The following is a 15517-nucleotide window of genomic DNA, read 5'->3' as shown; positions in this document are numbered from 1 at the left end:
TGTGGTCCGTGGTTGAAGTCGCCAAACTCCACCTCGACCATACACCTCGATGGCCACCCGGGATTACACCGAACGTGCCGGTGAAATTACACCACGTGCTCGGACGCTACCGAAGCTGCCCGGCCTGCCTCGCGGAAGGCCGGCATGTTGATCATGCAGCCCATCATGGCCTGTGGCAGCTGGCTTCGGTGAGGACCTGCCCGGTCCATGGCTGCTATCTCGTTTCCCTGCCACCACGTCAGAATGGCAACGATACCTTCGATGTCATGCGCCTGCTGGAACGATACGCCCCGGTCGCTCCGGTATCCGCGGCAGCCGCCGACCTGGAACTGGAGCGATACCTGCGTCACCGCGTTCAGAGCGGCGCGAGTGATGGCTGGCTGGACCGCCTGCCGTTTCATGTCGCAGCACAGACCTGCGAAGGCTTTGGCCTCCTCCTGACCCATGGCGCGGATGCCAAACGCGACCTTGTTGCGCCGGCTGATTGGGCGGCCGCCGGAACGGCGGGGTTTCGGGTGCTGCGCGGAGGCCCGCATGCCTTTCGCGCCAAGCTCAAGGATCTTCAGATGGCGCAGCCGCTCGATAGCACGCTCTACCGGACTCGGTTTCGGGTGTTCTTCGAGTGGTTGCGCTACCGCGACGACGATCCGGATTTCGATGTCATCCGAGACATTGTCCGGGACTTCGTGTTCCGGAACTTCCCGATCGCGGAGGGGCAGGTGGTGCTGGGCCAACCCTGTCCAGAGCAATACGTGCACTCGCTGGCGACGGCGCGCAGCACCTTCGGGATATCCGGCTGGAAGCTCGGGCGGCGATTAGCCGCAATCGGGCTGGCGCAGCGTAGCAGCGTGAGCAAGCAATTCGTCCTGAACCAGTACGTTCCGGCGAACATAGTGAGAGACATTGCCACCGGGATCGATGTCCTTCTCAACGCGACCGAGGCGGCACACGTCGTCGGGATTGATCGCATTATGATGGCGAAGTTCACGACTCGGGGCCTGATCCCAAGATACTATGCGGAACATAACAGCGTTCCGCTATATCACCCGCGAGACCTTGAGGTGTTTCTAGATAAGCTGAGAGAACTGGCAGCCAAAGAGACTTTGTCAGAACAGCTTTTCGATATACCGGAGACATCGAGGAGACTCAGTATGCCAGTGGATCGCGTCACCCACATCATTGTCGAAAACCATCTCAAGTTGTACGCAGATAAGGCACCTCAAGCGCGCTTCCGCGACTTCCGCGTATCAATTGATGCTTTGCGGATGGCATTCGCCGCTGAACAAGATGGCGCCATCAAGCCAGCGGAGGCTGCAAAGCGTATGCGGGTCAGCATCCGCACAGTGCGCGGCCTCATCGATCAGGGCATCCTGGAACCTCGCATAGTTAGGGAGCACCAGACTGCCCGCATCCGCCGCTATGTCACGTCTCGTTCCGTTGAAAAATTTGCGACGAAGTACATCACTGTTGTGGATTTGGCGGCACAATCCGGGCGTTTGCCCGGAGCGGAAGCAGTCTTGCAGGTTGATCGAGGCGTGCAGCCGCTTGAACTGCATGCCCGTTGTAACATGATCTTCCGACGGAATGATCTCCCGAGCAGAAGCTTTTTTCCCGCGACTGATGGAGTTTTCAATGGGTAATATGACCGTCCGACAAATCCCCGACGAGGTGCACGATTACTTGCGTGACCGCGCGAAGAGCAACGGCAGGAGTCTGGAAGCGGAGGTGCGAGCGATCCTCACAAACGCCTACGTCGCGACCAAGACCGGTGGCTTTGGTCAGCAACTACGGCGGCGTTTCGAGGACGCTGGTGTTATAGGAAGTGAACTGAGCGTCCCTCGCGAGGGCGGACCCTGATCTATTGCATTAAAACCCACAGGGGTAGGTGGCGATCGTAGAAAAAGGTGGCGTTGAGCCGGCTTTTTTCATGCCTTAATCGAGGCAGTTCTTTCTGAACGAAAAGGCAGGTTTCGCGGCTGTTGCGCCTGATCAGCGGTGGATTTCATGAAAGAAAAATCAGCGCGAGAGGCAGAACTTCGTGACGTTTGCCACCGAGTGTTTAGGGGCAGATAGTGCGCCCTTTCTCGTCAGAAGATTTGCTATGACTTTTGGTGGTGTCTCACCCATCGCCCTGCGGGCTTTGGCGCTGACGGCAAGCAACGAATAGCACCCACTGCACCGCCGGACGACTGAACATCGGGTTGTCGGTCAAGAAAGGTGCCGCGAGCATGCAACGCTAGGACTTTCTGACCCGGCTCGACGCGCAATCGAGCCAGAAAAAGCCGGCGAAGCAACGCTCCGCCGGTCCAGCAGCAATCCGTTAACCTTTCACCTTCTTTCCCACAAATACGTGATACAGCACGCCGCCCAGGATCGCGCCGATCACCCAGTTATAGCCCTCGAGCGCCGAGAACCACGGCACCCATACGGTCGCGACCGAGAAGATGGCCGCCAGGCCGAAGGCCTTGACCGCCGCGTCGTGCCAGCCGTTGCCGTAGTGATAGATCCCGCCCTCCATGTCGTAGAGGTCTTCAGTGCTCAGATGCTGCTGCCGGTGGACGTAGTAGTCCACGATCATGATCCCGAAGATCGGGGCCAGCGTCGCGCCCAACGTGTTGACGAAGCCGCTGATTCCGAACTGGCTGATGAAGCTGTTCCAGAACCCGCCGATCACCAGCGCAAAGACCGAGGTGATGAGCCCGGCCTTGCGGAAGGTGATCGTCTCGGGCGAGAGGTTGGCGATCCCGTTCACCGCCGGGATGAAATTCGCGACCAGGTTGATGCCCATGGTGGCGGCAAAGAAGGTGATCGCCGCGATCACGCCCAGCAGGACGCTGTCGGTGCGCTCGACGATCTCGGTCGGGTTGATGATCTCTTCACCGAACACGACCGCCGCGCCGCCGGTGGTCAGCAGCGCCAGCGCCGAGAACAGGATCATGTTGAAGGGCAGCCCGATCAGGTTGCCCACCCGCATCGCCCGCCGGTTTCGGGCATAGCGGGAAAAGTCCGAGAAGTTGATCATCACCGCCGCGAAATAGGCGACCATGGTGCCGACGATGGCGACGAAGCCCTTGAACTCGGTCGCAAAGCTGCTGTCGGGGTTGGCGAAGATCGTGGCCGTCGCCGACAGAAGCTGCCCGTCCGAACGCTGCCACAGCACGATCACCAGGCCGATCATCACCACATAGACGAACGGCCCCGCGATGTTGAGGAAGGTCTCGACCCAGCTCATCCCGCGCCAGAAGATGACGATGTGCAGGCCCCAGACGATCAGGAAGGACAGCCAGTCGATGGCGCTTAGCCCCAGAAAGGCCCCGCCATCGTCCAGCCCGGTGACGGAATGGATCAGCAGCGCCACGGCGGTCGAGGCGAAATAGACCTGCACCCCATACCAGAACACCGCCACTGTCGCCCGCAGGATCGCGGGCAGTTTCGCCCCTTGGGTGCCAAGACTCGCGCGGGCCAGGACCGGGTAGGGGATGCCGTATTTCTCGCCCGGCGCGCCCGACAGGTTCACCATCCACATGGTGAACAGACCGGCAAAGATCAGCGCCGCAAAGGCCGTCCAGCCTCCGACGCCGAACGAGATGAACAGCGACGCGACCAGCGAATAGCCGAACAGCGACTGCACGTCATTGGCCCAGATGTTGAAGATGGCGAACCAGCCCCAGGTCTTTTCGTCCGCCCCGACCGGGTTGAGGGTGTTGCCCTCGGGGTCGAGGGTTCCGCCCTGTGTGACGGGCAGATCAGTGACGATGGTCATGGGTCTTCCTCCCTGTGAAGATGGCGTGGCGCAATCAGCTGGCAAAGCGGCGGGCACTGGGCAGGACGCGCATCAGCAGCCAATAGGCCAGCCCGGCCGGGATCAGGCTCGCGTACCAGGAGATGCCCGAGAAGATCAGCGCGACGACGACACCGATGGCCATGGCGATGACCGCAGCCCAGTTCACGCCGCGATACGGCCCGTCCGCGTCATAGAGCTTGTCCAGATCCAGCCGCTGCCGGCGCAGGATGAAGTAATCGACGACGAGGATCGCGAAGATCGGGCCGAGAAAGGCGGAATAGGTCTGGATGAAGATGCTCAGGCCGGCGGCGGATTCGTCCTTCACCAGCTCCCAGGGGAAGGTGCAGAAGGCCAGCAGCCCGACCAGGATCGCCGAGGTGCGGAATTTCAGCTCGAACACGTCCATCAGCGCATAGGCGGGCGGGACGACGTTGTTCAGGATGTTCGTCGTCACCTGCGCGAAGGCGATGAACAGCAGCGTCGTGATCAGCAGAAACTTGTTGTCCACGGCGCTGGAAAAGACCCGGATCGGATCGACCTCGCCGGTGGCCGAGGACACCATCAGCCCGATCATCCCCATGAACAGCGTCGCCGGCAGGATCGAGTTGGCATAGATCACCACCTGCCGAAGCGGGCCGACGCTGCGCCGCAACTCGCGCGAATAATCGGACACGTTCAGCATCATGGTGCTGTAGATGCCCAGAAACAGCATGGTCGCCCCCCAGAACGGCGCGCCCCAGGTGCCCTCGACATTGACCAGATTGGTCGAGATCTGCTCGCCATATTTGCTGAGCACGCTGAAGAACATGTAGATCAGCGAGAAGATGATGAAGACCGAGCCGATGTTCTCGAGCCATTTGATGCCGTGAAAGCCCAGCACGGACAGGCCGATCTGCAGGAACTGGAAGCCGATGAAGAACACGACGATGTTGTCATAGCCAAACAGCGTCGCGGAAACGAGGTTCAGCGCGCCGGCGCCGATCCAGCTTTGAAAGCCGAACCAGACGATGGCGGGCACAGACCGCACCAGCGCCGGGATGCGGCTGCCGGTAAAGCCAAAGGACGAGCGCGCCTGCACCATGAAGGGGATGCCGTATTTGTGGCCGGCCTGCCCGTTGATCATCAGCGCCGCGCCGATGACCACGCAGCCGATGGCGATGGCCACGAACGTCTGCAACAGGTTCAGCGTGCCGACCAGTCCGGACCCGACCGTGAAGGTCCCGATGGACACGCAGCCCCCCAGCCAGGCGAAGAAATAGGACCAGGGGTCCATGATCCGCGCGGTCTGCGGCGCCAGACTTTCCTGACCGACGGCCTTCTGGTCCAGCGTCTCGATGTGGACCGTATCGATTTCTGCACTCATCGCCATGTCTGTTCCTCCCTTGAACACGCGATCAGGTTTCGATTGGCGGCGCGTAGGCGCCCACCTTGCTGGTCTTGAGGCCGCAACCGATCAGCGCCTCGACCATGCGCGTGGCGACGGTGACCCCGTCGATCACCGGCACGCCCGTCTCTTCGGTCAGCCATGCGGTCAGGTCGGCCATGCCCGCGCAGCCCAGCACGACAGCCTCGCAGCGGTCCTCCTCGACCGCGCGCAGGATCTCGTTGCGGACCTTTTCGCGCGCGCCAGAACCCTCTTCCTCCAGCGCCAGCACCGCGATTTCCGCCGACCGGACCCGGCGGCATTGATGCGACAGGCCATAGCCGTGGATCAGCTGTTCAATGATCGGGACCGAGCGGGGCAGCGTGGTGACGACGGAAAATGACGTCGAAAGCATGGTCGCGGCCTTGGTCGCGGCCTCGCAGATGCCCAGAACCGGGCCCGAAAACACCTCGCGGCAGGCCCCGATGCCGGGGTCGTCGAAGCAGGCGACCACGACGCCGTCCACGCCGTCGGCCTCGGCCTGCCGCAGCCTTGCCAGCAGGCCCGGCACCGCCATCGCCTCGTCATGATGGCCCTGGATGCTCGCGGGTGCCGGGGGCTGGCCGGTGGCGGCGATGATCGTCGTCCCCTGCCCCGCGACCCGGCGCGCGCTTTCGACGATCTTTTCGGTCATCGACACCGTCGCGTTCGGGTTGATCACAAGAATTTCCATGGCGCCTCCTTTTGTCACCAATATTTGGTGACAAAATATGTCGTCACGTCAAGCATCAATTTGTGTGGCGCGTGTTGCCTCGATCCGGAAAGATCGGATAGGTTGGACAGATGGATGAAATCGCTGTGAAAGATGATATGGCCGAGGCGGCGCGCACTCCCGAGGACGCCATCGTCGCGTCCATCCTGGCCGCCGTCGCCGAACAGCGCCTGCCCGCCGGCACCAAGCTGGGCGAACAGGCGCTGAGCGATCTGTTCCAGTGCCACCGCGCCAATGTGCGCCGCGCCCTGACCGCGCTGGCCGCGCAGCATGTGGTCGAGCTGCGGCCAAACCGCGGCGCGTTTGTCGCGACCCCCTCGCCGCAAGAGGCGCGCGAGGTGTTCGAGGCGCGCCGGACCATCGAGCGGACGCTTGGCCGCGGCGCGATCGAACGCGCCACCGAGGCCGATATCCTGCATATGCGTCAGACCATTGCCGAGGAAGCCACGGCGCGTTCCACCGGCGACAAGCCGGCAGAGCTGCGGCTGTCGCGGGCGTTTCACATGCGGCTGGCGACCATCGCCGGCAACCGCGTGCTCGAGCGGTTTCTGGGCGAATTGACGCTGCGGACGACGCTGATTCTGGGCCTCTATAACGAGAGCGGCACCTCGACCTGCGCCGAAAGCGAGCACGGCCCGATCGTCGACGCGATCGAGGCGCGGGACGAATCACGCCTTGTCGCCCTGCTGGACGAGCATCTGCGCCACCTCGAATCCGGGCTGGATTTCAGCCGTCCGGCGACCGATAACCGCACCCTCGCCGAACAACTGGCGCTGCGGGCGGCGGAGTGATTGGTCCACCTGCGGATTGGCTTTGGCTTGGCTGATTTGCCCGCAATCACTCGGGCTGTGCGTGGGATGATGTCGTAACGACGACTCAGGATGCCAGCTTGAGCTGCGACAAAGATGATTCGCTCTCCCAATCAGCGCTGTGTCTGCCGATCCCGCACCGGTCCGAGACGGCCCGCGCGATCTCGACGGCGAAGTCAGACCGCCCGCTGACGAAGCCTCGCCCTTCACCCCTCTCACGCAAACCCAGAAGCGCCCGCCCGGCCGAGCCGAGGGGCGCTTGCTCCTGCTGCCGTAACCGTTACTGCGGCGCGGGCGGTGCGGGTTCGGGGGAGACGGTGGGGTTCTCGACCGAGGTGTCGGGGATCGCCGCCGGGGTCTCGGCTTCGGGGACCACCTGCGTCGCGGTGGTCTCGTTCGTGACGTCTTCCGTCTCGGCCACGCCGAAAAAGAGCCATGCAACGACCGCGGCCACCAGTGCGACCGCGATGGCGATCAGGGCCGGGACGTGGCGGCGGGATTGCTTGTCGACGGGCTGGTCGGGGGGGCTGCTCATGGTCGATCCTTCCTGTACTGACACCGAACCAACACCCGGCCCTGCCGGCGGGTTCCCGCTGGGCCTCAACGCGATGGACGCCGCACCTTACGCAGGGTCAGGCACCAGCTTGCCGGGGTTGAGGATCCCGTTCGGGTCCAGCGCCTGTTTCAGCGCCGCCATCACCGCCCAGCCCTCGCCATGCTGTTCCTGCATCAACCCGCGCTTGCCCAGCCCGATGCCGTGCTCGCCCGACACCGTGCCGCCGACGCGCAGGGCGCGGCGCGACATCTCGGTGGCCACTGCCTTGGCGCGGGCCAGTTCGTCCGCATCCTGAGGGTCGATCAGCAGCAGGCAGTGGAAATTGCCGTCGCCGACATGGCCGACGATGGTGCCGACGATGCCTGCCTCGGCGATGTCGCGGGCTGCGGCGGCGACGGCGGCGGGCAGTTCGGACATCGGCACGCAGACATCGGTGACGACGCCGGTCGCGCCCGGACGCAGCTTCAGCGTCGCCCAGTACGAGGCGTGGCGCGCCTCCCACAGGCGCTTGCGGTCCTCGGGCGAGGTCGCCCAGCGGAAGCCCTGTCCGCCACATTCCTCGGCGATCTCGCCGAAAGCCTCGGCATCGCTGCGGACGGTCGCGGGGGCGCCGTTGAACTCGACCATCAGATGCGGCTGTTCGGGATGATCGCTGCCGGCGTGCTGGTTCACCGCGCGCATGGCGAGGGAATCCAGAAACTCGATCCGGGCCATGGGGATGCCGATCTGCATGGTCATGGCGACGCAGGCCACGGCCTCGTCCAGCGTCCGAAAGGCGCAGACGGCGGCGGCCACATCCTCGGGCTGGCCGTGCAGGCGCAGGGTCAGTTCGGTGATGATCCCCAGCGTCCCTTCCGATCCGACCATCAGCGCGGTCAGGTCATAGCCGGCGCTTGATTTCGCGGCCCGCGTGCCGGTGCGGATGACGCGGCCATCGGCCAGCACGACCTCTAGCGCGAGAACCGCGTCGCGCATGGTGCCGTAGCGCACCGCCATCGTCCCCGAGGCGCGCGTCGCGGCCATGCCGCCAAGGCTCGCATTGGCGCCGGGGTCGATGGGAAAGAACAGCCCCGTCGCGCGCAGATCGGTGTTCAGCGCCTCGCGCGTCACGCCGGGCTGGACCACGGCCAGCCGATCCTCGGGCCGGACCTCGATCACGCGGTTCATCCGCATCATGTCCAGCACCAGCCCGCCTTGCGTGGCCAGCGCGTGACCTTCCAGCGAGGTGCCGGTGCCCCAGCCGATCACCGGGCAGCGGTGGCGGTTGCAGATCGCCAGGATCGCGCTGACCTCGGAAGTGGTTTCAGGCCAAGCGACGGCATCGGGGGGCGGGGCGCGGTGCCAGGTCTCGGACTGGCCGTGCAGGTCGCGGTCGGCCTGCCGCGTCGACAGCCGGTCCCCGATCACCGCCCAGATTTCGTCGAATGCCTGCGCGTGGCTGTCCATCTGCGCCCCCTGTCTGCCTGTGGGCGGCAGAATGGCGCAAGCGGCGGCGGCGCGAAAGCCCCCATCTGGCCGCATCTCAGGCGGTAACGACGCGGCCCGCATCCAGCCGCACGACCCGGTCCATGCGCCCGGCGAGTTCCAGATTATGCGTCGCGATCAGCGCCGACATGCCGGTGTCGCGGACCAGCGCCATCAGCACGCCGAACACCCGGTCCGAGGTGGCGGGGTCGAGATTGCCGGTCGGCTCGTCCGCCAGCAGCAGTGAGGGTTCGTTCGCCAGCGCCCGGCAAAAGGCCACGCGCTGCTGCTCGCCCCCCGACATCTCGGCCGGGCGGTGATCGGCGCGCGGGGCCAGCCCGACCCGGTCCAGCAGTGCCGCGGCGCGGGCCTGCGCGCGCGGCGCGGGCACGGCATTGGCAAGCTGAGGCAGGACGATGTTCTCGGCGGCGGTGAATTCCGGCAGCAGATGGTGGAACTGATAGACAAAGCCCAGCTCGTTGCGGCGTGCGGCGGTGCGGGCGCGGTCGCCAAGGCCGGTCATGTCGCGGCCGTTCAGCACCACCTGCCCGGCATCGGGGGTGTCCAGCAGCCCGGCGATGTGCAGCAGCGTCGATTTGCCCGCGCCCGACGGGGCGACCAGCGCCACGACCTCGCCCCGGTCCAGCCGCAGGTCCAGCCCGCGCAGCACCTCGATCTGGCCGGGCTGGCCCTTGTTGTAGGTCTTGACGATGGCGTTCAGTTGCAGGACCGGATTACTCATAACGCAGCGCCTCGACCGGGTTCATGCGCGCGGCGCGGCGGGCTGGGAAGATGGTGACCAGAAAGCTGAGCGTCAGCGACAGCCCCACGGCACGGGCGATGTCGATGCCCCGCAACCGCGCCGGCAGCTCATAGATGCCCCGGACCGAGGGGTCCCACGCCCCTCCGCCCGAGATCATGTTCACCGCCGACATGACGTGATCGACATTCAGCGCAAAGACCACGCCCAAGGCCACCCCCGCCAGCGTGCCGATGACGCCGGTGAAGGCCCCGCACAGGAAGAAGACGCGCATCACCGCGCCCTCGGTCAGGCCCATGGTGCGCAGGATACCGATGTCGCGGCCCTTGTTCTTGACCAGCATGATCAGCCCCGAGGTGATGTTCATGGTCGCGATCAGCACCAGCACCGACAGGATCACGAACATCACGTCATCCTCGATATCCAGCGCGCGCAAAAAGCTTCCAGAGCTGTCCTGCCAGGTCCAGATCAGCGCCCGGTCGCCGCCGGCTTCCATCAGCGGCAGGGTCAGCGCGGCGATGTTTTCGGGGTCTTCGACATAGACCTCGACTTCGTCGGCGACGTCCTCGCGGTTGAAATAGGACTGCGCCTCGGGGAGCGGCATATAGATGCGGGTGCGGTCGATGTCATAGCGCCCGGCGCTGAAGATATAGGTGACCGGATAGGCGTTGACGCGCGGCGTCGTGCCAAAGGCGGTCTGCGCCCCCTGCGGCGAGATCAGGCGGATGCGGTCGCCGATGACCACGCCCAGCTCGCGCGCGATGCCAGAGCCGATGGCGATGCCGTCAGGGAAGGCGTCGATCTCGCCCACCGAGGTTTCGGGGTCGACGATGCGCGGGATGCGGGCAAAATCCTGCGGGGTGACGCCGAACACCTCGGCCACGTTGGCGCGGTCGCCGGCGGTGGCCATGACCTGTCCCTTGACCACCGGCGCGGTGCGGATGACGCCGGGGACGGCCGCCAGCCGGGCGGCCATGTCCGTGTAATCCTCGATCCGGCCGGACTGGGTATAGACCTCGCCGGTCAACTCGTTGGTGAAGCTGGTGGCCGACAGATAGACCGAGGCATGGGCGTTGGCGCCAAGGATCGTGTCCACGAACTCGGCCCGAAACCCGGCCCGGACGGCCAGCGTGGCGATCAGCGCGGCCACCCCCAGTGCGATGCCGATCAGGCTGATCCAGGTCATGGTGCTGACCCCGCCCTCGGCCCGGCGGGCGCGCAGATAGCGCCAGGCGATCAGGAATTCATAGCGGGAAAACGGTCTGGGGCTGGGCATGTCCGGTCCTGTGGCTCGCGCCAAGGGTGTGGGGGCAAAGCGCGTCAAGCGCAAGCCGACATTGCCGTGAGTCGCCCGCTTGCCGGCCCCCCCTTCGCTCTGCCAATAAGGCGACCATGGCAAAACCGGTGACCAGCTTCGTCTGTCAGGATTGCGGCGCGACCCACAAGAAATGGGCCGGGCGCTGCGATGGCTGCGGCGCGTGGAATACCGTGGTCGAGGAAGCGCCCCTGTCGCAGGGGCCGGGCCGGGGCCTGGGCGCCGCCAAGGGCCGCGCGGTGCCGCTGACGGCGCTGTCCACGCCCGAGGCCCCGCCCCCGCGCGCGAAATCGGGGATGGACGAATTCGACCGGGTGCTGGGCGGCGGGCTGGTGCCCGGCTCGGCCATTCTGGTCGGCGGCGATCCGGGGATCGGCAAATCGACGCTGCTGCTGCAGGCCGCCGCCGCCTTTGCCAATCAGGGGCTGCAGGCGATCTATCTGTCGGGCGAAGAGGCCAGCGCCCAGGTCCGGATGCGCGCGCAGCGGCTGGGTCTGGCCGACGCGCCGGTGCGGCTGGGGGGCGGAAACTGCGCTGCGCGACATCCTGACCACGCTGGACACCGAACGCCCCGATCTGGCCATCGTCGATTCGATCCAGACCCTATGGTCAGACACGGTCGAGGCCGCGCCCGGTTCGGTCAGCCAGGTCCGCGCCAGCGCGCATGAGCTGGTGACCTTCGCCAAGCGGCGCGGCGTCGCGGTCATCATCGTCGGCCATGTCACCAAGGACGGCCAGATCGCCGGTCCGCGCGTGGTCGAGCACATGGTCGACACGGTGCTGTATTTCGAGGGCGAACGCGGCCACCAGTTCCGCATCCTGCGCGCGGTCAAGAACCGCTTCGGCCCCGCCGACGAGATCGGCGTTTTCGAGATGACCGGCGGCGGGCTGGCCGAGGTCACCAACCCCTCGGCGCTGTTTCTGTCGGAACGCGGCCAGCCCTCGCCCGGCAGCGCCGTCTTTGCCGGGATCGAGGGCACGCGCCCTGTCCTGACCGAGATCCAGGCGCTTGTCGCGCCCTCGACCCTCGCCAGCCCGCGCCGGACGGTGGTGGGCCTCGATTCGGGCCGCGTCTCGACCATCCTCGCCGTGCTCGAGGCCCGCTGCGGCATCCCCTTTGCCGGGCTGGATGTGTTCCTGAACGTCGCGGGCGGGATGCGGGTGCAGGAACCCGCCGCCGACCTCGCCATCGCCTCGGCCCTGCTGAGCGCGCGCGAGGACGTGGCCCTGCCCCCGGAATGTGCGATTTTCGGCGAGATCAGCCTGTCCGGCGCGCTGCGACCCGTGGCGCAGGCCGAAAACAGGTTGAAAGAGGCGCAGAAACTTGGTTTTTCACAGGCGATCATTCCCGCCGCCCAGAAGATCGAGGGCGCAAGGGACATGCGGCTGGACCGGATCACCGATCTGACAAGTTTCGTCGGAGAAGTTTTCGGCGCCGGCTAAACGGGACAGTGCGGCCAGCATCGCCGCTGAGAGGTGGCAGAATGGACGGCTTTACCATTATCGACGGCGTCGTGGCGGCGGTGATCATCCTGTCGGCGATCCTCGCCTATGCGCGGGGTTTCGTGCGCGAATCGCTGGCGATCCTGGGCTGGATCGGGGCGGCCGTGCTGGCCTTCCTGTTCGCCGCGACGGCGCGGCCGATGATCGCGCAGATCCCGGTTCTGGACCAGTTTCTGGGCGAAAGCTGCGAATTGGCTACGATTGCGGCCTTTGCGGCGGTGTTCGCGCTGGCCCTGGTGCTGTTTTCGATCATCACGCCGCTGTTTTCGTCCGTGGTCCAGCGCTCGGCGCTTGGCGGGGTCGATCAGGTCATGGGCTTTTTGTTCGGTGTCGCCCGCGGCATCCTGCTGGTGGCGATTGCCTTCATCGTCTATGACCGGGTGATGACCTCGACGGCGGTGCCGGTGGTCGACAATTCCCGCTCGGCGCAGGTGTTCAAGAACATGACCGGCAAGCTGGACGCGGAAATCCCGCAGGACGCGCCGGGCTGGATCACCAACCGCTATAACGAACTTGTGTCCGGCTGCACCGGCACCGCGCTGACCACGCCAGAGCCCGCGCCGCAAGCCACAGAAGCCACCGAGGCGGCCACCGAAGCGGCCCCCGCGCCCGCGCCCGCCCCGGCGGCACCCGCGGCCAACTAGGGCACAGCACGCGGATCGGTTCGTCAGGGGGCGTGACTTTGGTCGCGCCAATGCCTATCTAGGGCCCGATCCCCCAGATCGAGCCCCGCAACCGATCCCCAGTCCATCGAGCCCAGGTGAGCGCCATGAAACCCTTCCTCGCGCATCCATTCGACGATGACCGCCTGCACGAAGAATGCGGGGTCTTCGGTGTCATCGGCGTCTCCGAGGCGGCGAACTTTACCGCGCTTGGCCTGCATGCGCTGCAGCATCGCGGGCAAGAAGCGGGCGGGATCGTCAGCTATGACCCCGAGCTTGGCTTCAACTCGGCCCATCGCTTCGGCTATGTGCGCGACAATTTCACCAAGCAATCGCTGATGGAAACGCTGCCGGGGATGCTGGCCATCGGCCATGTGCGCTATTCCACCACCGGCGCGAAATCCCCCCATATCCGCGATGTGCAGCCGTTCTTCGGCGAGTTCGCGATGGGCGGCTGCGCCGTGGCCCATAACGGCAACATCACCAATGCCGAGGCGCTGCGCCGCGAATTGATCGAGCGCGGCTCGATCTTCCAGTCCGGCAGCGATTCGGAATGCATCATTCACCTCATGGCGCGTTCCATCCAGAGCAACATCCCCGAGCGGATGAAGGACGCGCTGCGCCGGGTCGAGGGCGCGTTCAGCGTCATCGCCATGACCCGGACCAAGCTGATCGGCGTGCGCGACCCGCTGGGCGTGCGTCCGCTGGTCATCGGCAAGCTGGGCGACGGCGCCTTTGCTCTGTCGTCGGAAACCTGCGGGCTGGACATCATCGGCGCCGAGTTTCTGCGCGAGGTCGAGCCGGGCGAGATGGTGGTGATCTCGAAAGGCCGCATCGAAAGCGCCCGGCCCTTTGCGCCGCGCAATGCCCGCTTCTGCATCTTCGAGCATGTCTATTTCTCGCGCCCCGATTCGATCATCGGCGGGCGCTCGGTCTATGAAACCCGCCGCCAGATCGGCGTGGAACTGGCACGCGAGGCCCCGGTCGAGGCCGATCTGGTCTGTCCGGTCCCCGATTCGGGCACGCCCGCGGCCATCGGCTATGCGCAGGAATCCGGCATCCCTTATGGCATGGGGATCATCCGCAACCAGTATGTCGGCCGCACCTTCATCGAACCGACCGAGCAGATCCGCAACATGGGCGTGCGGCTGAAGCTGAACGTGAACCGCTCGCTGATCGCGGGCAAGCGCGTGGTGCTGGTCGATGATTCGGTCGTGCGCGGCACCACCAGCCTCAAGATCAAGGACATGGTGCTGGATGCCGGCGCGCGCGAGGTGCATTTCCGCATCGCCAGCCCGCCGACCGCCTGGCCCTGCTTTTACGGCGTCGACACGCCCCACCGCGACAAGCTGCTGGCGGCGCGGATGACGCCGGAAGAGATGCGCGACTGGATGGGCGTCGACAGCCTGGCGTTCGTGTCGCTGGACGGGCTTTATCGCGCGGCGGGCGAGGCCGGCGGGCGCAAGAATTCCTGCCCGCAATATTGCGATGCCTGCTTCTCGGGCGATTACCCGGTGGCGCCCTATGATCAGGTCGAGCGCGGATTCGAGATGAAGGAAGGCTCGGAAACCGCCCCCGGCTTTGCTGCCGAGTAGGCGGCAGAGGTTGGCGCTGTTTGCGCTGAGGCGGGGACCGCCGTTTCAGCCCGGTCAGCCTTGCCGCGCGTAGCAACGGACGCCGCGTCAGGCTAAGCCCGCGCAGCCACGGGCCGACGTCGCTTCAGCCTGCAACAGCGTCAGACCTGCTGTTCGCCCCCGGTTTCCTTGCCCGCATCCCCTGCCCCGGCATCCGCCGCGCCAGCACGCGCGCCCTCGGCCTGCTGCGCCAGCGCCTCGGCGCGGGCGGCGAGTTCGGCCATCGCGTCCTGCACCTCGGACGCGACCATGCCGCTGGCGGCGCTGCGCATCCGCGCCAGTTCGCGTTCCGCCATCAGGGCGCGGTCTTCCATGCTGCTGTGGCGGTCGGCCAGCATCAGCCCGGCCAGCAGCAGCAGACGCCCCTCGGGCATGCGGCCGGCCTGTTCTAGGATCTTCTGCGCCTCTTCATCCAGCAGCGCGGCGGCGCGGCGGACCAGCCGTTCCTCGCCGTCGCGGGACTGGACGGTGTAGTCCTTGTGGCCGATGGTAAAGCTTACATCCATCTTCAGCCCTCTTGCTTGTCGAATGGCAGCACGTCGCCGGGCGCAGGGGTCACATCCTCGGCATAGGGCGCGTCGGCCACGTCATCGCCCGAAGGCGGCGGCGCGGCGGCGATCATCGCCTCAAGCTCGGTCATGATGTCGTCGAGGGCGGCGGCTTCTTCGGCGCGGGCGGCTTCCAGCGTGGCGATGGTGGCGCGGGCATCGGCCAGCGCGGCCTCGGCCTCGGCCAGCCGCTGGGACAGCGCCGCGTTCTCGGCCGCAAGGGCTGCATCGCCGCCATCCGCGCCCGCTTGGGCCGGCCCCGCGTCAAGCGCGCGGGCGATGCGTTCAAGCGCCGCGTTCAGGCGCTTTTCGCTGTCCGCAAAACTGGTCATGGGCGATCCTGACAA

14 protein-coding genes and 1 pseudogene are annotated in these 15517 nt (G+C 65.8%); 6 read left to right on the top strand and 9 right to left on the bottom strand.

The window, feature by feature from the left end; translation table 11 throughout:
* Nucleotides 1-8 precede the first annotated feature (8 nt).
* Together CYR75_RS01090 and CYR75_RS01085 are read left to right on the top strand one after the other, a co-directional pair.
* Nucleotides 9-1640: a TniQ family protein gene (locus CYR75_RS01090; protein ID WP_158644546.1), complete on the top strand. Its 1632-nt coding sequence runs from the start codon at nucleotides 9-11 to the stop codon at nucleotides 1638-1640.
* Nucleotides 1633-1857 (top strand): FitA-like ribbon-helix-helix domain-containing protein, encoded by a 225-nt coding sequence (locus CYR75_RS01085; protein ID WP_101498460.1) that lies wholly within the window; start codon nucleotides 1633-1635, stop codon nucleotides 1855-1857. Before CYR75_RS01090 ends, CYR75_RS01085 begins: the two co-directional genes overlap by 8 nt.
* A gap of 463 nt (nucleotides 1858-2320) precedes the next feature.
* Here the strand turns inward: CYR75_RS01085 and CYR75_RS01080 are convergent, their stop codons facing one another.
* Genes CYR75_RS01080 through CYR75_RS01070 form a run of 3 tightly spaced genes read right to left on the bottom strand, consistent with a single transcriptional unit; the run spans nucleotide 2321 to nucleotide 5880 of the window.
* A complete protein-coding gene (locus tag CYR75_RS01080) occupies nucleotides 2321-3763 on the bottom strand; it encodes an NCS1 family nucleobase:cation symporter-1 (protein WP_101498459.1) in 1443 nt (480 codons plus the stop codon).
* Nucleotides 3764-3797: 34 nt separating this feature from the next.
* Nucleotides 3798-5153: an NCS1 family transporter gene (locus CYR75_RS01075; protein ID WP_225972788.1), complete on the bottom strand. Its 1356-nt coding sequence runs from the start codon at nucleotides 5151-5153 to the stop codon at nucleotides 3798-3800.
* A gap of 25 nt (nucleotides 5154-5178) precedes the next feature.
* Nucleotides 5179-5880, bottom strand: a complete 702-nt coding sequence (locus CYR75_RS01070; protein ID WP_101498457.1) for an aspartate/glutamate racemase family protein — start codon at nucleotides 5878-5880, stop codon at nucleotides 5179-5181.
* 110 nt (nucleotides 5881-5990) lie between these two features.
* Between CYR75_RS01070 and CYR75_RS01065 the strand changes: the two genes are divergently transcribed.
* Entirely contained in the window at nucleotides 5991-6710 is a 720-nt protein-coding gene (locus CYR75_RS01065) for a GntR family transcriptional regulator (RefSeq protein WP_101498456.1), read from the top strand.
* A gap of 298 nt (nucleotides 6711-7008) precedes the next feature.
* Here CYR75_RS01065 and CYR75_RS01060 read toward each other — a convergent pair whose 3' ends face one another.
* From CYR75_RS01060 to CYR75_RS01045, 4 genes are all read right to left on the bottom strand, one after another.
* Nucleotides 7009-7263, bottom strand: a complete 255-nt coding sequence (locus CYR75_RS01060; RefSeq protein ID WP_101498455.1) for a hypothetical protein — start codon at nucleotides 7261-7263, stop codon at nucleotides 7009-7011.
* Nucleotides 7264-7350: 87 nt separating this feature from the next.
* Complete coding sequence (locus CYR75_RS01055; protein ID WP_101498454.1) at nucleotides 7351-8730, bottom strand: FAD-binding oxidoreductase; 1380 nt, start codon at nucleotides 8728-8730, stop codon at nucleotides 7351-7353.
* A gap of 76 nt (nucleotides 8731-8806) precedes the next feature.
* Entirely contained in the window at nucleotides 8807-9490 is a 684-nt protein-coding gene (locus CYR75_RS01050) for an ABC transporter ATP-binding protein (protein WP_101498453.1), read from the bottom strand.
* Nucleotides 9483-10784 (bottom strand): lipoprotein-releasing ABC transporter permease subunit, encoded by a 1302-nt coding sequence (locus CYR75_RS01045; protein WP_101498452.1) that lies wholly within the window; start codon nucleotides 10782-10784, stop codon nucleotides 9483-9485. The genes CYR75_RS01050 and CYR75_RS01045 overlap by 8 nt, the downstream gene beginning before the upstream one ends.
* A 116-nt stretch (nucleotides 10785-10900) precedes the next feature.
* On the opposite strand from CYR75_RS01045, the pseudogene radA reads away from it, so the two are divergent.
* The 3 genes and pseudogenes from radA to purF all read left to right on the top strand — a co-directional run bounded on the left by radA (nucleotide 10901) and on the right by purF (nucleotide 14583).
* Nucleotides 10901-12266, top strand: a pseudogene (gene radA / locus CYR75_RS01040) (DNA repair protein RadA).
* A gap of 41 nt (nucleotides 12267-12307) precedes the next feature.
* Entirely contained in the window at nucleotides 12308-12970 is a 663-nt protein-coding gene (locus CYR75_RS01035; RefSeq protein WP_101498451.1) for a CvpA family protein, read from the top strand.
* Between the two features lie 125 nt (nucleotides 12971-13095).
* A complete protein-coding gene (gene purF / locus CYR75_RS01030; RefSeq protein WP_101498450.1) occupies nucleotides 13096-14583 on the top strand; it encodes an amidophosphoribosyltransferase in 1488 nt (495 codons plus the stop codon).
* Nucleotides 14584-14723: 140 nt separating this feature from the next.
* On the opposite strand, the gene zapA is transcribed toward purF, so the two are convergent.
* The gene (zapA, locus tag CYR75_RS01025) at nucleotides 14724-15128 is read right to left on the bottom strand and encodes a cell division protein ZapA (RefSeq protein WP_101498449.1); all 405 of its coding nucleotides are present in this window, start codon (nucleotides 15126-15128) and stop codon (nucleotides 14724-14726) included.
* 2 nt (nucleotides 15129-15130) lie between these two features.
* Nucleotides 15131-15502, bottom strand: a complete 372-nt coding sequence (locus tag CYR75_RS01020) for a hypothetical protein (RefSeq protein WP_101498448.1) — start codon at nucleotides 15500-15502, stop codon at nucleotides 15131-15133.
* Nucleotides 15503-15517: the final 15 nt, after the last annotated feature.

Origin of the sequence: Paracoccus jeotgali (assembly GCF_002865605.1) — a bacterium.
Classification (GTDB): domain Bacteria; phylum Pseudomonadota; class Alphaproteobacteria; order Rhodobacterales; family Rhodobacteraceae; genus Paracoccus; species Paracoccus jeotgali.
This window is presented reverse-complemented; position numbering and strand designations above follow the sequence as displayed.